Annotated in this window: 18 protein-coding genes; 12 read left to right on the top strand and 6 right to left on the bottom strand. The window is 62.8% G+C overall.

Annotated features, from left to right (window positions below; genetic code table 11):
• Positions 1–451 precede the first annotated feature (451 nt).
• The 8 genes from BM279_RS00890 (at position 452) to BM279_RS00855 (ending at position 7,377) form a co-directional block, all read left to right on the top strand.
• Entirely contained in the window at positions 452–2,110 is a 1,659-nt protein-coding gene (locus tag BM279_RS00890; protein ID WP_093500078.1) for an OFA family MFS transporter, read from the top strand.
• A gap of 294 nt (positions 2,111–2,404) precedes the next feature.
• A complete protein-coding gene (gene hisB / locus BM279_RS00885; protein ID WP_013793001.1) occupies positions 2,405–2,998 on the top strand; it encodes an imidazoleglycerol-phosphate dehydratase HisB in 594 nt (197 codons plus the stop codon).
• A complete protein-coding gene (hisH, locus tag BM279_RS00880) occupies positions 2,998–3,636 on the top strand; it encodes an imidazole glycerol phosphate synthase subunit HisH (RefSeq protein WP_093500076.1) in 639 nt (212 codons plus the stop codon). Before hisB ends, hisH begins: the two co-directional genes overlap by 1 nt.
• Entirely contained in the window at positions 3,637–3,867 is a 231-nt protein-coding gene (locus BM279_RS00875; protein WP_093500074.1) for a DUF2164 domain-containing protein, read from the top strand.
• Between the two features lie 39 nt (positions 3,868–3,906).
• Positions 3,907–4,644, top strand: coding sequence for a 1-(5-phosphoribosyl)-5-[(5-phosphoribosylamino)methylideneamino]imidazole-4-carboxamide isomerase (gene hisA / locus BM279_RS00870; protein ID WP_093500072.1), 738 nt, complete (start codon positions 3,907–3,909; stop codon positions 4,642–4,644).
• 77 nt (positions 4,645–4,721) lie between these two features.
• Positions 4,722–5,492 carry an imidazole glycerol phosphate synthase subunit HisF gene (gene hisF / locus BM279_RS00865; RefSeq protein ID WP_093500070.1) on the top strand — a complete coding sequence of 257 codons (771 nt, stop codon included), beginning with the start codon at positions 4,722–4,724 and terminating at the stop codon, positions 5,490–5,492.
• 202 nt (positions 5,493–5,694) lie between these two features.
• Positions 5,695–6,450 (top strand): substrate-binding periplasmic protein, encoded by a 756-nt coding sequence (locus BM279_RS00860; protein ID WP_093500068.1) that lies wholly within the window; start codon positions 5,695–5,697, stop codon positions 6,448–6,450.
• A 171-nt stretch (positions 6,451–6,621) separates the two neighbouring features.
• Complete coding sequence (locus tag BM279_RS00855; protein ID WP_027903746.1) at positions 6,622–7,377, top strand: substrate-binding periplasmic protein; 756 nt, start codon at positions 6,622–6,624, stop codon at positions 7,375–7,377.
• A 134-nt stretch (positions 7,378–7,511) separates the two neighbouring features.
• Here BM279_RS00855 and BM279_RS00850 read toward each other — a convergent pair whose 3' ends face one another.
• From BM279_RS00850 to gpmI, 3 genes are all read right to left on the bottom strand, one after another.
• Entirely contained in the window at positions 7,512–8,825 is a 1,314-nt protein-coding gene (locus tag BM279_RS00850) for a S41 family peptidase (RefSeq protein ID WP_027908699.1), read from the bottom strand.
• A gap of 32 nt (positions 8,826–8,857) precedes the next feature.
• Positions 8,858–10,108, bottom strand: coding sequence for a murein hydrolase activator EnvC family protein (locus tag BM279_RS00845; RefSeq protein WP_093500066.1), 1,251 nt, complete (start codon positions 10,106–10,108; stop codon positions 8,858–8,860).
• Between the two features lie 119 nt (positions 10,109–10,227).
• Positions 10,228–11,763 carry a 2,3-bisphosphoglycerate-independent phosphoglycerate mutase gene (gene gpmI, locus BM279_RS00840; RefSeq protein ID WP_093500064.1) on the bottom strand — a complete coding sequence of 512 codons (1,536 nt, stop codon included), beginning with the start codon at positions 11,761–11,763 and terminating at the stop codon, positions 10,228–10,230.
• 212 nt (positions 11,764–11,975) lie between these two features.
• Here gpmI and BM279_RS00835 point away from each other — a divergent pair, with 212 nt between their 5' ends.
• The 3 genes from BM279_RS00835 to secB are packed head-to-tail and all read left to right on the top strand — an operon-like array spanning position 11,976 to position 13,143.
• On the top strand, positions 11,976–12,389 hold the full coding sequence (locus BM279_RS00835) for a rhodanese-like domain-containing protein (RefSeq protein ID WP_013792984.1): 414 nt from the start codon (positions 11,976–11,978) through the stop codon (positions 12,387–12,389).
• 1 nt (position 12,390) lies between these two features.
• On the top strand, positions 12,391–12,645 hold the full coding sequence (grxC, locus tag BM279_RS00830) for a glutaredoxin 3 (protein WP_093500062.1): 255 nt from the start codon (positions 12,391–12,393) through the stop codon (positions 12,643–12,645).
• Between the two features lie 36 nt (positions 12,646–12,681).
• Positions 12,682–13,143, top strand: coding sequence for a protein-export chaperone SecB (secB, locus tag BM279_RS00825; RefSeq protein ID WP_013792982.1), 462 nt, complete (start codon positions 12,682–12,684; stop codon positions 13,141–13,143).
• A gap of 136 nt (positions 13,144–13,279) precedes the next feature.
• Here secB and trmL read toward each other — a convergent pair whose 3' ends face one another.
• Positions 13,280–13,741 carry a tRNA (uridine(34)/cytosine(34)/5-carboxymethylaminomethyluridine(34)-2'-O)-methyltransferase TrmL gene (gene trmL, locus BM279_RS00820; RefSeq protein WP_093500060.1) on the bottom strand — a complete coding sequence of 154 codons (462 nt, stop codon included), beginning with the start codon at positions 13,739–13,741 and terminating at the stop codon, positions 13,280–13,282.
• On the opposite strand from trmL, the gene BM279_RS00815 reads away from it, so the two are divergent.
• Complete coding sequence (locus tag BM279_RS00815) at positions 13,740–14,180, top strand: hypothetical protein (RefSeq protein ID WP_093500059.1); 441 nt, start codon at positions 13,740–13,742, stop codon at positions 14,178–14,180. The two genes, trmL and BM279_RS00815, sit on opposite strands and share 2 nt — an antisense overlap.
• Positions 14,181–14,915: 735 nt before the next feature.
• Here BM279_RS00815 and ntrC read toward each other — a convergent pair.
• Positions 14,916–16,352, bottom strand: coding sequence for a nitrogen regulation protein NR(I) (gene ntrC, locus BM279_RS00810; RefSeq protein ID WP_093500057.1), 1,437 nt, complete (start codon positions 16,350–16,352; stop codon positions 14,916–14,918).
• Positions 16,349–17,434 (bottom strand): nitrogen regulation protein NR(II), encoded by a 1,086-nt coding sequence (gene glnL, locus BM279_RS00805; RefSeq protein WP_013792978.1) that lies wholly within the window; start codon positions 17,432–17,434, stop codon positions 16,349–16,351. Before glnL ends, ntrC begins: the two co-directional genes overlap by 4 nt.
• Between the last annotated feature and the right edge of the window lie 533 nt (positions 17,435–17,967).

The raw sequence follows: 17,967 nt of genomic DNA, 5'->3' as shown, positions 1-17,967 counted from the left end.
TTTGCGGCATTGAATCTGCAGAATTGCCGCTTGCACTGTAGGCACGGGTATTCATGCGCGGTGCAGGGCAATAATTTCGGTGCGTAATCGAGGGTTGGCTATGCTGTGGCGCAGGTATTGATTTGGTGTGCCTGCTTTTGGCAGTCGAACTGTCATCCGGGCTCGCTACTGTCGCGCCTAGCCCGGACATTGGAGGGCGTGTATTTTGGCGCCGGTTTTCTACCGGCTGTCGATTAGAGCCAGAATCAATGCCTAAAAAGGTGCTGTAGACCCGCAAAACTATCGTTTGGGTGGTTGCAATGCGACCATGGCGATGTGACACAATGCCACGGGGAGCTAGCGACCAGCTAGAACGAATGGACTCTCCCCATACTTACTTGTTGTTTGGCGATGCTTCTATCGATGTTTCGCCAGTAATTACCTGTTTGCCAACCTAATCAGAGAAGAAAACATGACTGACGCCACCGTGCAAAACGGTGCTTCGGCGACGCCTGCTTTCCTGTCCAAGGAACGCATCATCGCTAAGCCCGGTTTCAACCGCTGGCTGGTTCCGCCAGCTGCCCTCGCCATCCACCTGTGTATCGGCATGGCCTACGGGTTCTCCGTATTCTGGCTGCCGTTGTCCAAGGCCATTGGTATCACCGCGCCAGTCGCGTGTGCGCCGGAAATTGGTTTCTTCGAGCAGATCTTCGCCAGCAACTGCGATTGGCAGATCTCCATGCTGGGCTGGATCTATACCCTGTTCTTCGTGTTCCTGGGTTGCGCAGCTGCTGTATGGGGCGGCTGGCTGGAGCATGCCGGTCCGCGTAAAGCAGGTCTGGTTTCGGCCGTGTGCTGGTGTGGCGGTCTGCTGATCTCCGCGCTGGGTATCTATACCCACCAGATCTGGCTGATGTGGGTCGGTTCCGGCGTGATCGGTGGTATCGGTCTGGGTCTGGGCTACATCTCCCCGGTATCGACGCTGATCAAGTGGTTCCCGGACAAGCGCGGTATGGCTACCGGTATGGCCATCATGGGCTTCGGTGGCGGCGCGATGGTCGGTGCACCTCTGGCCGCGGCGCTGATGGGCCACTTCGCCAATGAAACTGGCGTAGGTGTATGGCAGAGCTTCGTGGTCATGGCGGTGATCTACTTCATCTTCATGGTCGGCGGCGCACTGGCCTACCGCGTTCCGCCAACCGGCTGGAAGCCTGCTGGCTGGGTCGCTCCGGCTGCCAAGGCCAACAACGCGATGATCACCAAGGGCCATGTCCACGTGAACACCGCGTGGAAAACTCCGCAGTTCTGGCTGGTCTGGGCCGTACTGTGCCTGAACGTATCGGCTGGTATCGGCATCATCGGCATGGCTTCGCCCATGCTGCAGGAAGTCTTCGGCGGCAAACTGATCGGCCTGAACGTGCCGTTCAGTGAACTGAGCGCTGCACAGCTTGGCCAGATCGCCGCCATCGCTGCGGGCTTCACCGGCCTGCTCAGTCTGTTCAACATCGGTGGTCGTTTCTTCTGGGCTTCGTTCTCCGACCTGATCGGCCGCAAGGCGACCTACTTCGTGTTCTTCGCGCTGGGCTTCACCCTGTACGCGCTGGTTCCGTGGACCGGTCACCTGGGCAGCATCGCGCTGTTCGTGTTCGCCTTCTGCCTGATCCTGTCCATGTACGGTGGTGGCTTCGCGACCGTTCCGGCTTACCTGGCTGACCTGTTCGGTACCCAGATGGTCGGTGCGATCCACGGTCGTCTGCTGACTGCCTGGGCCTTCGCTGGCGTGCTGGGTCCGGTACTGGTGAACTATCTGCGTGAGTATCAGCTGAGCATCGGCGTCGAGCGCGCTGCCGCTTATGACATCACCCTGTACATCCTCGCTGGTCTGCTGGTGCTGGGCTTCATCTGCAACCTGCTGGTCCGCCCTGTGGATCCGAAGTATTTCATGACCGACGCAGAGCTGGCCGCCGAGCGCGCCCATGGCGAGAAATCCAAGCCGTCCGCTGCGGAGCTGGAGTGGGCTGCCGATCCGTCGAGCAAGCCGCTGGTGATCGCTGCCTGGTTGGCCGTGGGTATCCCGCTGGCTTGGGGTGTTTGGATTACCCTGCAGAAGACCGTAGTCCTGTTCCACTAATCACGATCTGCTGCGCGTCGGCCCTGCGGCGTTAAAACCAGGCTCGGAATGCTCATGTACAAAAGTACACTCCGCTTCCTCGCCTGGTTTTGCCTAGCAGGGCTCTAGCTCGCGATATCGTGAAAATCCCGCCGACGCCTTGTGCGTCCGCGGGATTTTTTATGCGCGTCTTTTGATAAGCCCTGAATTCCGACTGCCGCGCCTTGCGGCATTTTTGCCGGACGGCTTTATAGCTTTGCCGCTTATCAGCCTATAATGTTCGCCCTTTCGCCCAACGATTTTGTGGAGCAGGTGATGGCCGAACGTACGGCATCCGTCGAGCGCAATACCCTGGAGACCCAGATCAAGGTCTCGATCAATCTGGATGGCACAGGCAAGGCCACCTTCGATACCGGCGTGCCGTTCTTCGAGCACATGCTCGACCAGATCGCCCGCCATGGCCTGATCGACCTGGACATCTTCTGCAAGGGCGATCTGCACATCGACGACCACCACACCGTCGAAGACGTCGGCATCACCCTCGGCCAGGCCTTCGCCAAGGCCGTTGGCGACAAGAAGGGCATGACCCGCTACGGCCACTCCTACGTGCCGCTGGACGAAGCGTTGTCGCGCGTGGTGATCGACTTCTCCGGTCGTCCCGGCCTGCAGATGCACGTGCCGTTCACCCGCGCGGTGGTCGGCGGCTTCGATGTCGACCTGTTCCAGGAATTCTTCCAGGGCTTCGTCAACCATGCTCAGGTCAGCCTGCACATCGACAACCTGCGTGGCGTGAACACCCACCACCAGATCGAAACCGTGTTCAAGGCCTTCGGTCGCGCCCTGCGCATGGCGGTCGAACTCGACCCGCGCATGGCCGGGCAGATGCCATCGACCAAGGGCGTGCTCTGATGCAGACGGTAGCCGTCATCGACTACGGCATGGGCAACCTGCACTCGGTGTCCAAGGCGCTGGAACATGTGGGCGCCGGCCGTGTGCTGGTGACCAGCGATGATCAGGTGATCCGCGAGGCCGACCGTGTGGTGTTTCCCGGCGTTGGCGCGATCCGCGACTGCATGGCCGAGATCCGCCGCCTGGGCTTTGACGAACTGGTTCGCGAAGTCAGCCAGGATCGTCCGTTTCTCGGCATCTGCGTGGGCATGCAGGCGCTGCTCGACCGCAGCGAAGAGAACGACGGTGTCGACTGCATCGGCCTATTTCCCGGCCAGGTGCGCTTCTTCGGCAAGGACATGGTCGAGGACGGTGAGCCGCTGAAAGTCCCCCACATGGGCTGGAACGAGGTGAGCCAGGCGGTCAAGCATCCGCTGTGGCACAACATCCCCGAGCAGGCGCGCTTCTACTTCGTGCACAGCTTCTATGTCGAAGCGGCCAAGGCTCAGCAGGTGGTTGGCCGTGGTCACTACGGGAAGGATTTCGCCGCGGCCCTGGCCGACGGTTCGCGTTTCGCCGTGCAGTTCCATCCGGAGAAGAGCCACACCCATGGCCTGCAGCTGCTGCAGAACTTCGCCGCCTGGGATGGCCGCTGGTAGATGGCACGGCTCAAAGGCCCGGTTCTGACGCTCACGCCCGAGCAGGAAAGCGATGCGGTGCACAAGCTGCAGCGCTTTCTGAGCGACCGCTTCGAGCTGGAGCTGCTCGAACTGTTCGGGCGCGACATCGCCCCGCATTACTACAACCGAGCGATCACCGATGCGCACAGCTTGCTGCGCGAGCGCTTCGAGAGCCTCGAAGTCGACCTGTGGGCGCTCGAGAAAGATTGATCCCGGCCCAGGCCGGCTGAACTAGACAAGGTGCTGCAGATGCTGATTATCCCCGCTATCGACCTCAAGGACGGCGCCTGCGTACGCCTTCGCCAGGGCCGCATGGAAGATTCCACGGTGTTCTCCGATGACCCGGTGAGCATGGCCGCCAAGTGGGTCGAGGGCGGCTGCCGTCGCCTGCACCTTGTCGACCTTAATGGTGCCTTCGAAGGTCAGCCGGTCAATGGTGAAGTGGTTACCGCCATCGCCAAGCGCTACCCGAACTTGCCGATTCAGATCGGCGGCGGTATCCGCTCGCTGGAAACCATCGAGCACTACGTCAAGGCCGGCGTCAGCTACGTGATCATCGGCACCAAGGCCGTGAAGGATCCGCAGTTCGTCACCGACGCCTGTAAGGCCTTCCCGGGCAAGGTCATCGTCGGCCTGGACGCCAAGGATGGCTTCGTCGCCACCGATGGCTGGGCGGAAGTCAGCAGCGTGCAGGCCACCGACCTGGCCAAGCGTTTCGAGGCAGACGGTGTGTCGGCCATCGTTTATACCGATATCGCCAAAGACGGCATGATGCAGGGCTGCAACGTCGAAGCCACCGCCGCCCTGGCTGCCGCCAGCCGCATCCCGGTGATCGCTTCCGGCGGCATCCACAACCTGGGCGATATCGAGAAGCTGCTGCTGGCTCGTTCGCCTGGCATCGTCGGCGCCATCACCGGCCGCGCGATCTACGAAGGCACTCTGGACGTGGCGCAAGCGCAGGCGTTTTGCGACAACTTCAAGGTTTGAACCGTAGGGCGGGTGAAGCCCGCCGCAACTGACCTAATCTTTATCGGTGGGTTGCACCCACCCTACGGGAGCTCCGTATGGCACTGGCTAAACGCATCATCCCCTGCCTCGACGTGGACAACGGCCGCGTGGTCAAGGGCGTAAAGTTCGAGAACATTCGCGATGCCGGCGATCCGGTGGAGATCGCCCGTCGTTACGACGAGCAGGGTGCCGACGAGATCACCTTTCTGGATATCACCGCCAGCGTCGATGGCCGCGATACCACGCTGCACACCGTCGAGCGCATGGCCAGCCAGGTGTTCATCCCGCTAACCGTGGGCGGTGGGGTGCGCAGCGTGGCGGATATCCGCAACCTGCTCAACGCCGGTGCCGACAAGGTGTCGATCAACACCGCAGCGGTGTTCACCCCCGAGTTCGTCGGCGAAGCCGCCTCGCGCTTCGGCTCGCAGTGCATCGTCGTCGCCATCGACGCCAAGAGGGTGTCCGGCCCGGGCGAAGCGCCGCGCTGGGAAATCTTCACCCACGGCGGCCGCAAGCCGACAGGCCTCGATGCCGTGCAGTGGGCGATGAAGATGGAAGGCCTGGGCGCCGGCGAGATCCTGCTCACCAGCATGGATCAGGACGGCGTGAAGAGCGGCTACGACCTGGGCGTGACCCGTGCCATCAGCGAAGCGGTGGGCATCCCGGTGATCGCTTCCGGCGGCGTCGGCAACCTGCAGCATTTGGCCGACGGCATTATCGAAGGCAAGGCCGCCGCGGTGCTGGCGGCGAGCATCTTCCACTTCGGCGAGTACACCGTGCCCGAAGCTAAAGCCTACATGGCCAGCCGCGGTATCGTGGTGCGCTGAGCCGTGCCTCGTCAGCGGTGCGCCCAATCTGGTGCAATTGGCCTTTTGGGTGCCCGCTAATGGCGCTAAGCTAGCACCCGTGTGACAAGCATCGGGTCAAGCCAAAGCGTCTAGCTTGCTATTTTTGCCCGAACGTCCGGTCACGCCGGGCGCTACCTTTCCGGCCGCTCGTCAACGCATTGAATGACAGGTAGTCCAGTACATGTGCAAACGTCTGTGGTTGGCAGCGGCAGGAGCCCTGCTTGTGATGGCGTCGGTGGCGCGCGCCGAAATCGACCCGAACTACAACGTGGTGTTGCTGACGGAAAACTTCCCGCCCTACAACATGGCGATCAACGGCAAGAACTTCGCCCAGGAAGACAACATCGACGGGATCGCCGTCGACGTGGTGCGCGAAATGTTCAAGCGCGCCGGCATCAAGTACAGCCTGACCCTGCGTTTTCCCTGGGATCGCATCTACAAGCTCGCACTGGAAAAGCCCGACTACGGTGTGTTCGTGACCGCGCGGCTGCCCGAGCGCGAGGCGCTGTTCAAGTGGGTCGGCCCCATCGGCCCGGACGACTGGGTGCTGCTGGCGCGCGGCGACAGCAAGTTGGTGGTCAACAACCTGCAGCAGGCCAAGCAGTACCGCATTGGCGCCTACAAGGGGGATGCCATCGCCGAGCACCTCGAGAAGCAAGGCTTGCAGCCGTTGACCTCGCTGCGCGACCAGGAAAACGCCAAGAAGCTGATGGCGGGGCAGATCGACCTGTGGGCCACTGGTGATCCAGCGGGCCGCTACCTGGCGCGCCAGGAAGGTGTCAGCGGCTTGAAGACTGTGCTGCGTTTCAACAGCGCGCAGCTCTATCTGGCACTGAACAAGGAGGTGCCTGACGAGGTGGTACAGAAGCTGCAGTCGGAATTGGACAAGATGCGCGCTGAGGGGATCGTCGACAGTATCCTCAACAGCTATCTTTAGCCCTGAACGTTTGATGGGCACGCCAAGGTACTGAGGGGCGCCGGCGTGGCTATGATTCGGCGTTCATACTGGCGTGCCTTGCGCGCGGCAGCCATTGCCAGGACGGTGGTGGTGCGACGTTCGGCAGGAGGCCGCCAAGCATAATCATAACCACGTGGCGGGGAACGACTGATGTTGAGCACTTTGAAGACCATTGCACTGCTCGGGCTGGGTTTCATGGCCTTTACGGCCAGGGCCGAACTGCCCGCCGACTACAAGATGGTGCTGCTGACCGAGAACTTCCCGCCGTTCAACATGGCGGTCGATGACAAGAACTTCGCCCGTGACGACGGCATCGATGGCATCAACGCCGAGATCGTGCGCGAGATGTTCAAACGTGCCGGCATCAAGTACAGCCTGACCCTGCGCTTCCCCTGGGATCGCCTCTACAAGCTGACCCAGGACAAACCCAACTACGGGCTGTTTTCCACCACCTTCACTCCCGAGCGTCAGCCGCTGTTCAAGTGGGTTGGCCCGCTGGCCAAGACCGGCTGGGTGCTGCTTGCCGCGCCAGGCAGCAACCTCACCGTTAAAAGCCTCAAGGATGCCGGGCAGTACACCATCGGCGCGTACAAGAACGACGCGGTGAGCCAGCACCTGGAAAGCCAGGGCCTGGCGCCGGTCAACGCGCTGCGCGATCAGGAAAACGTCAAGAAGCTCACCAGCGGCAAGATCGACCTATGGGCCACTACCGACCCGGTCGGCCGTTACCTGGCCAAGCAGGAAGGCGTCACCGGGCTCAATACCGTGCTGCGTTTCAACGAGGCGGAGCTGTATCTGGCACTCAACAAGGACACTCCGGACGAGGTGGTACAGCGCCTGCAGAAGGCCCTCGATGAGATGCGCAGCGAAGGCTTCCTCGACGAGATGACCAACAACTACCTGTAACAATGCAGGCAACAAAGCCCGGCACCAAGCTGGGTTTATGTTCGCCCGCTCCCCTAAGAGCGGGCATTTCAATCAGCTAATAAAAAGCCCCGGCGCAGTTGCCTGCGCCGGGGCTTTCTGTTTGCCGCCGAGGATCAGTCGGCGCGGGTGACGTTCAGGCCCTTGAGCAGGTTCAGCGCCTGGCTCAACTGGTAGTCGTCGTCCTGCGGGCGGGCCGGCTTGCCGGGGGCGCTCTGAGTCGGGCGATCGGCGCCGCCGTTGCCGTTGCCCAAGTGGCCCTGCAGATCGGCTTCCTTGAGGCTCGGGTCGTCGCTCTCGCGAGTCAGCTTGGCGCGCGCCACTTCCACGTCCGGGACGATGCCCTGGGCCTGGATCGAGCGGCCATTGGGCGTGAAGTACAGCGCGGTGGTGAGCTTCAGGGCACGGTCATTGTTCAGGGGCAGCACGGTCTGCACCGAACCCTTGCCGAAGCTGTCGGTGCCCATGACGATGCCACGCTTGTGATCCTGCAGGGCGCCGGCGACGATCTCCGAGGCCGAGGCGCTGCCACCATTGATCAGCACCACCAGCGGCACGCCTTCGCTGGCGTCCAGCGGGTCGGCGGAGAAGCGCAGCTCCGAGTTGGGCAGGCGGCCCTTGGTGTAGACGATTAGCCCCTTCTTGAGGAAGTGGTCGGCCACTTCCACGGCCGACTGCAGCACGCCGCCCGGGTTGTTGCGCAGGTCGAGTATCAGGCCGCTGAGCTTCTTGCCGTTTTCCTTGCGCAGCTTGTTCAGTGCCTTGCCGACTTCCTCACCGGTATTGACCTGGAACTGGGTAACGCGGATGTAGCCGTAGCCCGGATCGATCATTTGGCTGCGCACGCTGGCGACCTTGATCACCGCGCGGGTCAGCTCGACGTCGAACGGCTTGCCGCCTTCACGCACCAGGGTCAGGACGATCTTACTGCCGGCCTTGCCGCGCATCCTCTCCACGGCTTCCATCATCGACTGGCCCTTGGTGGGCTTGCCGTCGATCTTGACGATCAGGTCGCCGGGGTGGATGCCGGCCTTGGAAGCCGGGGTGTCATCGATGGGTGACACCACCTTGATGAAGCCGTCTTCGGTGCCGACTTCGATGCCCAGGCCGCCGAACTCGCCGCTGGTGCTTTCCTGCAACTCGGCGAAGGCTTTCGGGTCGAGGTAGGCCGAATGCGGGTCTAGGTTGCTGAGCATGCCCTTGATGGCGTTCTCCAGCAGTTCCTTGTCGGTGACCGGCTCGACGTAGGCGGCCTTGATGCGGTCCATCACCTCGGCGAAGGTGCGCAGCTCGTCCAGCGGCAGCGGGGCTGCTTTTTGGTCGGCGGCCGGCGGCGGGGTGATCGGAGCTTGGTCGGCATGCAGCACAGGTGCGCCACCGAGCAGGGCAATCGCCAGGGCCAGGGAGGTGAGGCGGGACAGATGCGGCATTCGAACTAACTCCTACGACAATGAGATGGCGCTTATCCTTGCGCCCGACACCATTGGGCCGGATCGCTGGCGCGGCCCTGCTGGCGAATCGCGAAATACAGTGCTGGGGTGTCCTGGCCGCCGCTGGTACCGACGGTGGCGATGGGTTCCCCGGCCTTGACGATGTCTCCGGCGTCCTTGAGCAGGCTTTGGTTGTGCCCGTACAGGGTCAGGTAACCATTGCCATGGTCGAGAATGACCAGAAGCCCGGAACCGCGCAACCAGTCTGCAAAAACTACCCGACCACCATGCACGGCGCGTACCTGACTGCCGGCGGCGGCGCCGATCAGCACGCCGTCCCACTTAGTCCGAGCGTCTTCGCCCCGCGGGGTTCCATATCTTGCAACAAGTCGGCCATTGACCGGCCACGGCAGCTTGCCCTTGGCGCTGGCGAACGGGCCGCCGTAAGTGGCGCCGGAGCTGACCAGCGGCCCGCTTTCGGTGCGCTTGCCGGTGGCCGATGGGGTGCTGGGCTTCTCGCGAGCGGCGGCCAGTTCGCGCTGGCGCTGGGCCTCGGCTGCACGGGCCTGGCGGGCGAGGGTTTCCTCGATGGTCTTGAGCACACGGCCAAGTTCGGCCTGCTCCTGCTCGCGGGCCTTGAGTCGCTGATCGCGGGCGCTGAAATCCTTGTTCAGCTTGGCCAGGGCCAGCTGACGTTCCTTGCGTACTTCGGCCAGCTTGGCGCTGCGGCTGTCCAGCTCGCTTTTCTGCGCTTGCAGCTGCTCCTGATGATGGCTGATGTCCTTCTCGACGTTGGCCAACTGGCGCAGCGTTTCGTTGAACGCGGTCAGTTGGGCCATGCGCGCTTCGGCGAGGTAATCGTAGTAGGTCAGGGTGCGGGAGAATTTCTCCGGGTTCTGCTGGTTCAGAAGCAGCTTGATGTATTCCTGACGCCCGCCCTGGTAGGCCGCACGGGCCTGGATACCGATCAGTCGTTGCTGTTCAAGGCGCGCGCCCTGGAGTTTTTTTTTCTCCTGATCGAGGCGCTTGAGCTCTTCTTCGCTCTCCTGCAGCTCTTCGCGCAGGCCCTTGACCTGGTTCTCCAGCTCGCCCATTTCGGTTTCGGTGGTCTTGAGCTGCTTCTGCACGCCGGATTTTTCCTGCTGCAGTTGTTCCAGCAGTTTCTTCAGTTCGGCGACATCGGCACGCGCCGCCTCCAGCTGCTTCTGCGTTTCGGCTTTCTGATCGGCGAAAGCCGGTGCCAGCAGGCTGGTCATGAGGATGAAAGTGAGGACACGGAGCATGGTGCAGGCGGTACCTGGCGGGGAACGCGCCTAGTATGCCCTTGGCGCGGGTTAAAAAGAACGCCTTGGCTCGCGATTGCGACCCAAGGCGTGCCACGGTCGACCGATGGCCGATAACGTCAGTTGAGGGTGACGATACTGGTGCCGGTCATTTCCTTGGGAACTGGCAGGCCCATCAGGGTCAGCAGGGTGGGTGCCACGTCGGCCAGCACGCCGCCTTCGCGGATGCTCACGTCACGCTTGCCGACATAGATGAACGGCACCGGCTCACAGGTATGTGCGGTGTGTGCCTGGCCGGTGCATTCGTCCTGCATCTGCTCGACGTTGCCGTGGTCGGCGGTGATCAGCGCTTCGCCACCGACCTTGTCCAGCGCCTCGACGATGCGACCGACGCAGATGTCCAGACATTCCACGGCAGCCACCGCCGCCTCGAATACGCCGGTGTGGCCAACCATGTCGCCGTTGGCGTAGTTGACCACGATCACATCGAAGCGCTGGTTTTCGATGGCGTCGACGATCTTGTCGGTCACCTCGGGGGCGTTCATCTGCGGTTGCAGGTCGTAGGTGGCGACGTTCGGCGAGGGAATCAGGATGCGTTCTTCACCGGGGAACGGCTCTTCACGACCACCGGAGAAGAAGAAGGTCACGTGGGCGTACTTCTCGGTCTCGGCGATGCGCAGCTGGGTCTTGCCGTTGTTGGCCAGGTACTCGCCGAGCACGTTGGTCAGGGCCTCGGGCTTGAAGGCGCTGGGTGTGTCGATGCTCGCCGCGTACAGGGTGAGCATGATGAAGCCGGCGGTCTGCGGTACACGGGCGCGTTCGAAGGCATCGAAGCCCTGCTCGACGAAGGCGCGGGTCAGCTCACGGGCGCGGTCGGCGCGGAAGTTCATGAACACTACGGCGTCGCCGTCTTCGACCGGCGCCGGCTCACCGATGCGGGTGGCTTTGACGAACTCGTCGCTCTCGTCGCGAGCATAGGCGGCTTGCAGGCCAGCCAGGGCCGTGTCCGCCTGGAACTGGCTCTGGCCATCGACGATCAGGTTGTAGGCCTGGGCCACGCGGTCCCAGCGGTTGTCGCGGTCCATGGCGAAGTAGCGGCCGATCAATGAGGCGATGCGGCCCTTGCCGAGCTTGGCGAAGGTGGCGTCGAGCAGCTCGATGGAACTCTGGGCGCTTTTCGGCGCGGTATCGCGACCGTCGAGAAAGGCGTGCAGGTAGATCTTCTCGGCTCCGCGGCGTGCGGCCAGTTCGGCCATTGCCACGAGGTGATCCTGGTGGCTGTGTACGCCGCCGTCGGACAGCAGGCCTAGGATATGCACGGCCTTGCCGGCGCCAACTGCTTTGTCTACAGCACCAGTGATCGCCGGATTCTCGAAGAACTCACCGTCACGGATCGCCTTGGTCACCCGGGTGAAGTCCTGATACACCACGCGGCCCGCGCCGAGGTTCATGTGGCCTACCTCGGAGTTGCCCATCTGCCCGTCCGGCAGACCGACGTCCATACCGCTGCCGGAGATCAGCCCATGGGGCTGGGTGGCACGCAGGTGATCGTAGACCGGCGTGTTGGCGGCGAAAATGGCGTTGTGCTCGGGCGTGTCGCTGTGGCCGAAGCCGTCGAGAATGACCAGAACCAGGGGTTTGGGCGCTGCGCTCATACGGGGCTCGCTCTTCTTGGGACGCTATGAAGGCCGGCAGCGAGCGCGTGCTCGCCTGCGGCGATCCGGGGGCGGTCGCCCCGGGAGGCGACCCACTGAAATCGGTCAGACATTCTACGGCCCCGGAAAGATCCCGTCACCGCCGTGCGGCCTTTGGTGGACTGACCTTGCTGTGTATACTGGCCGGCATTTTACCGCCCCGGAACCGCGTGATGCTTGCCAACCTCATTGAATTCGCTACCAACCACTTCATCCTCGCTGGCCTGTTCGTCATCATTCTTGCGCTGCTGATCTTCACCGAAATGAGCAAGGGCGGCAAAAGCCTGAGCAGCCGCGAAGTGACAGCGCTGATCAACCGCGACGAAGGCGTGGTGGTCGATATCCGCAGCAAGAAGGATTTCGATACCGGCCACATCGTCGGTGCCCTGAACATCCCTTACGACAAGCTGGCCTCGCGCCTAGCTGAGTTGGAAAAGCACAAGGCCAAGACCATCATCGTCGTCGATGCCCTGGGCCAGCAGGCCGGCACCGCCGCCCGTGAACTGCAGAAAGCCGGTTTCACCGCCGCGCGCCTGGGCGGCGGCATCGCCACCTGGCGTGGCGACAACCTGCCTGTGGTGAAGTGACATGGCCCAGGTCGTCATCTACTCCAGCGACTGGTGCCCGTTCTGCATCCGCGCCAAGCAGCTGCTGACCAGTAAAAGCGTGTCGTTCGACGAGATCCGTGTCGACGGCAAACCCGACGTGCGCGCCGAGATGACGCGCAAGGCCGGCCGCACCTCGGTGCCGCAGATATGGATCGGTGAGACCCATGTGGGCGGTTGCGACGATCTGTTTGCCCTGGAGCGGGCCGGCAAGCTCGACGCACTGCTCAACGCCTGATTTCCCTTTAAGTCCTACAGCAGAAGGCTTTGCCCCATGACCGAACAAGCTAACGGCGCCGCCCAAGGCGAACAGACTCCTCAGTTCTCCCTGCAGCGCATCTACGTGCGTGACCTGTCCTTCGAAGCGCCGAAGAGCCCCGAGATCTTCCGCCAGGAGTGGACGCCGAGCGTCTCGATGGACCTCAACACCCGTCAGAAAGCCCTGGAAGGCGACTTCCACGAAGTGGTGCTGACCCTGTCGGTGACCGTGAAGAATGGTGAAGAAACCGCCTTCATCGCCGAAGTGCAGCAGGCCGGCATCTTCCTGATCAAGGGCCTGGACGCTGCTTCCATGAGCCACACCCTGGGCGCGTTCTGCCCGAACATCCTGTTCCCGTATGCCCGCGAGACCCTGGATAGCCTGGTGGTACGCGGCTCGTTCCCGGCGCTGATGCTGGCCCCGGTGAACTTCGACGCCCTGTACGCCCAGGAGCTGCAGCGTCAGCAGGCCAACTGAGTTATCGGTTGCTGCAAAAAACGCCCTTCGGGGCGTTTTTTATTGGCTGAGATTCGTAGCCTGCGGTTGAGCGAAGCGATACCCAGGGATGGTGTTGCGCCTATCGCTGTGATCGACGCCAGTCTCCTAAGCACCGTCAGTCCATGGCGAAGCCGTGCTGGCGCCAGGCTTCGTAGACGGCCACCGCCACGGTGTTGGACAGGTTCAGGCTGCGGCAGCCTTCGCGCATCGGCAGGCGCACGCGTTGCGATTCGGGCAGGGCCTCACGAATCTCGGCCGGCAGGCCGCGGCTCTCCGGGCCGAACAGAAAGGCATCGCCCGGCTGGTAGGCCACTTCATGGAAAGGCTGCGAGCCCTTGGTGGTGAAGGCGAACACCCGCGGCTGGCCGAGGCTTTCCAGGCAGGCCTCCAGGCTGGCGTGGCGCTTGAGCGGCGCGTATTCGTGATAATCCAGCCCGGCGCGGCGCAGGCGCTTGTCGTCCAGTTCGAAGCCCAGCGGCTCGACCAGGTGCAGGTGGCAGCCGCTATTGGCGCAAAGCCTGATAACGTTGCCGGTATTGGGCGGGATTTCCGGTTGAAAAAGGATTACATGAAACATGCACGGCTCCAGGCCAGAAGACGGGCGCCATTCTACGCCGGATAAGCCGCCAAGGCCGCGCCCCTGGGTGCGGGTGATCGGCTCGCTGGCGATCTTCGGTTTCCTGGTCGGCCTGATGATCGGCCGGCTGTTCCACCCGGATGCCATGCACCTCAAGGACATCGACGTTCAGGACGACCGCCTGCTGCTGTGGTTCAACGTCGAGCCGCACGTGCAGGTCAGCGACGCTCACGGCACCTTTGCACTGCGTTTCGAAGGGCTGGGCCGCGAGCGCCAGGGCCAGCTGCAGATCGCCGGGCGCGCCGCCAACTGGCGCGTGGTGCGTGATGGGCGTGAGCTGGAAGTGCGGGTGGTGGCGGCTCGGCCGCTGCACGCCGAGATGGATACTGAAGAGGTCGAGGGCCGCTGGCGCCTGACGGTTCGTCTGGCGCCGCGTTAGGAAGAAAAGAGGGAGTTCCCGGCCTGCCTGTACCAGGGCTCCCGAAGAAAAGAGGGATTATCTGATCTGCCTGTATCAGAGTCCCCCGAAGAAAGAAGGGAGGTCCCGGCCTGCCTGTACCGAGGCTCCCAAAGAAAGAGGGGAATCCCCGGCCTGCCTGTACCAAGGTCCCCGAAACTGGGTTGTCAGTACCATTGCAGGTGGCGTGCCAGTTTTCGTGAATTCGTTGCAGGGCACGTGGATGCTGGGCTTTAGCGGTAATTGCCAGGTTTTTATCCGCCTGGTGCCGCTTCGCGAATGTTCCGCTCGGGTGCATGAATGCACCTGCCGTGCGCTGATGGCGTGCATTCTTGGGTTGTCGGAGATATGAAGCCTGCCCGCAGATAAATGTGGGAGCGCGCCATGCGCGCGAAAGCGATGGTATCGACAATGCAGGTCTTGATGAGCTAGTCCAGGCTTATATCGGCGGCGTCTGCATCGCGGGCATGGACTAGGCATCCCCGCCCGCTCCCACAAAGCCTAGCCTCACATCACTCATACTCAGCGCGGTAGCTCGGGCCGAGCGCAGCGACACTTGGGGCTTTCTGGTATCGCTCTGCAGTGGGTAGGATGGGGCGGGCCGCGTAGGTGAAACCCATTGGTATTGCGGGACATTCGCGATGTTGCCAAACCGATACCCATAAAAAACGCCGTGCCCTGTTCGGGGCGCGGCGTTCTTGTCTTTGCAGGTACGGCTTAGTTGTCGTCGCTGTCGTCGTCTTCGGAGCCGTCGACGTTCATGCCCAGCTCCTTGATCTTGCGGGTCAGGGTGTTGCGACCCCAGCCCAGTAGCAGGGCGGCGTCACGGCGGCGACCGGCGGTGTGCTTGAGGGCGGTCTCGATCATGATCCGTTCGAAGGCCGGCACGGCGCTATCGAGCAGGTTCGACTGGCCGCGGCCCAGGGCCTGGTCGGCCCACTGGCGCAGCGCCTGCTCCCAGTTGCTGACCGGCGCGTTGTCCTGAGGCTGCACCAGCAGCTCCGGCGGCAGGTCGTCGACATGCACTTCGCGCCCCGAGGCCATCACGGTGATCCACCGGCAGGTGTTCTCCAACTGGCGCACGTTGCCGGGCCACTGCAGCTGCTGCAGGTAATCCTCGGTTTCGCTTTTCAGCAATTTGGGCTCGACTGCCAGCTCGGTGGCTGCGCGGGCGAGGAAGTGGCGGGCCAGAGTGGGGATGTCTTCGCGGCGATCCGACAGCCGGGGGATATGGATGCGGATCACGTTGAGGCGGTGGAACAGGTCTTCGCGAAACTTGCCGGCGGTGACCAGGCTTTCCAGGTTCTGGTGGGTGGCGGCGATGATGCGCACATCCACCTTGACCGGCGTATGACCGCCCACGCGGTAGAACTCACCGTCGGCCAGCACGCGCAGCAGCCGGGTCTGAGTGTCGGCCGGCATGTCGCCGATCTCGTCGAGGAACAGGGTGCCGCCGTCGGCCTGCTCGAAGCGCCCGCGACGCTGGTTGGCCGCGCCGGTGAAGGCGCCTTTCTCGTGGCCGAATAGCTCGGATTCCATCAGGTCCTTGGGGATAGCCGCCATGTTCAGCGCGATGAACGGCGAAGCGGCGCGCGGGCTGTGGCGGTGCAGGGCATGGGCGACCAGCTCTTTACCGGTACCCGACTCACCATTGATCAGCACGGTGATGTTGGAGTGGCTCAAGCGGCCGATGGCACGGAACACCTCCTGCATCGCCGGCGCTTCACCGATGATTTCCGGGGTACGCGCCTGGGCGGCCGGCACGTGCAGGCCCTGCTGCTCCTTGGCGTGTTGGTTGGCACGTTTTACCAGCGACACCGCCTCGTCGACGTCGAACGGCTTGGGCAGGTATTCGAAGGCGCCACCCTGGTAGGACGCCACGGCGCTGTCCAGGTCCGAGTGGGCGGTCATGATGATCACCGGCAAGCGCGGATGCATTTCGCGGATGCTCGACAGCAGCTCAAGGCCGCTGGAGCCGGGCATGCGGATATCGGAAATGATCACGTCCGGCTGTTGACGCGAGAGGCGGCCCAGCACGCCATCGGCGCTGTCGAAACTCTGGGTGCTCATGCCTTCCTGTTGCAGGGCCTTTTCCAGGACCCAGCGGATGGAGCGGTCGTCGTCAACGATCCATACGGTTTCACTTCGGCTCATGTCGGCGTTGCTCCTTGTTCCAGCGGCAGAAAGATCGAGAACACGGTTTGCCCGGGGTGGCTCTCGCATTCGATCAGGCCTTGATGCTGACTGATGATGTTCTGGGTAATCGCCAGGCCCAGCCCGGTGCCGTCGGCACGCCCGCTGACCATGGGATAGAAGATGGTTTCCTGCAGCTCTGGCGGAATGCCCGGGCCGTTGTCGATGATCTCGATCTTGGTCACCAGGCGGTGGCGGATGTAGCCGATGGTGAACTGTCGCAGGGTGCGCGTGCGCAGGGTGATGCGGCCGGGACGCAGCTCGGGTTTGGCGGCCAGCGCCTGCATGGCATTACGCACGATGTTGAGCACCGCCTGGATCATCTGCTCGCGGTCGACGATCAGGTCGGGGATGCTTGGGTCGTAATCGCGCACCAGCACCACGCTGCCCTGGCTTTCCGCTTCTACCAGGCTGGCGACGCGCTCGAGCACCTCATGCACGTTGGTGATTGCCAGGGACGGCAGTTTGTTGGAGCCGAGCATGCGGTCGACCAGGTTACGCAGGCGGTCGGACTCCTCGATGATCACGTTGGTGTAATCCTTGAGGCTCTCTTCGGGCAACTCGCGGGCCAGCAGCTGGGCAGCTCCACGAATGCCGCCCAGGGGGTTCTTGATCTCGTGGGCCAGGCCGCGCACCAGTAGCTTGGTGGTTTCCTGCTTGGACAGTTGAGCCTCTTCCTTGGTGATGCGCAGCAGCCGGTCGCGCGGGTGCACTTCGAGCAGCAGCAGGGTTTCACCGCGGCTGAGTACCGGCGTCACGGCGTAGTCGACGGTTAGGCTCTGGCCGGTCTGGGTGGTCAGCACCGCCTCGCGCTTGTTGAACGGGTGGGCTTCAGCCACCGCCTGTCTCAAGGCGCCGAGGGCTTCGCGGGTTTCGGTGAACAGTTCGCTGATGAACTGGCCATGGCTGCGTTGGCCGCTGACCGCCAGAAGCATCTCCGCGGCGGGGTTCATGTATTCCAGGCGCAGGTCGGCGTTGAGCAGCAGCGTCGCTGTGGTCAGATTGTCGAGCAGCAGGCGATGCAGCGAGTCGTTGATGATCATCGCTCTGCGCCCGCCAGCGTGCAGCTTGCCTGGAGCACGGCCGAGTCGTTGTCTGGCAACGTGGCGCAGCGTGGCAAGTCTCGTTGCAGGTGTGGGCCAGCCAAAAGTCGTTCCTCGTGCGATAGGGCAGAAGGGCCGGCGAGTGAGAGCGAAACGCCCTGGCTCGCGGCAGTGCGGGAGAAAATGCAAGAAGCAAACCAAAGCCCTGCAAAGAAGCGCAGGCAGCAGAAAACTCCCGTAATTGGCCTCTTTTCGGCGCAGTGAAGCTGGTAGGCGTGTGCCAATTTGGGATGAGTATAGAAATCGGTGCGCCAGCGCGCACCTTAATGGTGCGAGTTGGGTGTGAGCAAATATCGCGCGGATAAGCCCGGAGTCTACTCACAATCTTTTAGGCGAGATGGAAGAGGCTGCTACAAGGCAGAAGCGGACGACAGGCGCGGAGCTTTGTGGGAGAGGCTTTAGCCTCGAATTCTTTATCAAGGCAGACAAAGAGCTCGGAGCTACAGCGGATCGCCGCCCGCCACTCTGCAGGC

Source organism: Phytopseudomonas straminea (genome assembly GCF_900112645.1).
GTDB lineage: Bacteria > Pseudomonadota > Gammaproteobacteria > Pseudomonadales > Pseudomonadaceae > Aquipseudomonas > Aquipseudomonas straminea.
This window is presented reverse-complemented; position numbering and strand designations above follow the sequence as displayed.

Bases quoted from the DNA above. Each gene is read 5' to 3' on its own strand.
- gpmI (WP_093500064.1), bottom strand. From the start codon at position 11,763: ATGAGCGCAGCGCCCAAACCCCTGGTTCTGGTCATTCTCGACGGCTTC.
- hisA (WP_093500072.1), top strand. From the start codon at position 3,907: ATGCTGATTATCCCCGCTATCGACCTCAAGGACGGCGCCTGCGTACGC.
- BM279_RS00835 (WP_013792984.1), top strand. From the start codon at position 11,976: ATGCTTGCCAACCTCATTGAATTCGCTACCAACCACTTCATCCTCGCT.
- BM279_RS00845 (WP_093500066.1), bottom strand. From the start codon at position 10,108: ATGCTCCGTGTCCTCACTTTCATCCTCATGACCAGCCTGCTGGCACCG.
- trmL (WP_093500060.1), bottom strand. From the start codon at position 13,741: ATGTTTCATGTAATCCTTTTTCAACCGGAAATCCCGCCCAATACCGGC.
- secB (WP_013792982.1), top strand. From the start codon at position 12,682: ATGACCGAACAAGCTAACGGCGCCGCCCAAGGCGAACAGACTCCTCAG.
- BM279_RS00815 (WP_093500059.1), top strand. From the start codon at position 13,740: ATGCACGGCTCCAGGCCAGAAGACGGGCGCCATTCTACGCCGGATAAG.
- BM279_RS00855 (WP_027903746.1), top strand. From the start codon at position 6,622: ATGTTGAGCACTTTGAAGACCATTGCACTGCTCGGGCTGGGTTTCATG.
- hisF (WP_093500070.1), top strand. From the start codon at position 4,722: ATGGCACTGGCTAAACGCATCATCCCCTGCCTCGACGTGGACAACGGC.
- hisB (WP_013793001.1), top strand. From the start codon at position 2,405: ATGGCCGAACGTACGGCATCCGTCGAGCGCAATACCCTGGAGACCCAG.
- glnL (WP_013792978.1), bottom strand. From the start codon at position 17,434: ATGATCATCAACGACTCGCTGCATCGCCTGCTGCTCGACAATCTGACC.
- ntrC (WP_093500057.1), bottom strand. From the start codon at position 16,352: ATGAGCCGAAGTGAAACCGTATGGATCGTTGACGACGACCGCTCCATC.
- hisH (WP_093500076.1), top strand. From the start codon at position 2,998: ATGCAGACGGTAGCCGTCATCGACTACGGCATGGGCAACCTGCACTCG.
- BM279_RS00860 (WP_093500068.1), top strand. From the start codon at position 5,695: ATGTGCAAACGTCTGTGGTTGGCAGCGGCAGGAGCCCTGCTTGTGATG.
- BM279_RS00850 (WP_027908699.1), bottom strand. From the start codon at position 8,825: ATGCCGCATCTGTCCCGCCTCACCTCCCTGGCCCTGGCGATTGCCCTG.
- grxC (WP_093500062.1), top strand. From the start codon at position 12,391: ATGGCCCAGGTCGTCATCTACTCCAGCGACTGGTGCCCGTTCTGCATC.
- BM279_RS00890 (WP_093500078.1), top strand. From the start codon at position 452: ATGACTGACGCCACCGTGCAAAACGGTGCTTCGGCGACGCCTGCTTTC.
- BM279_RS00875 (WP_093500074.1), top strand. From the start codon at position 3,637: ATGGCACGGCTCAAAGGCCCGGTTCTGACGCTCACGCCCGAGCAGGAA.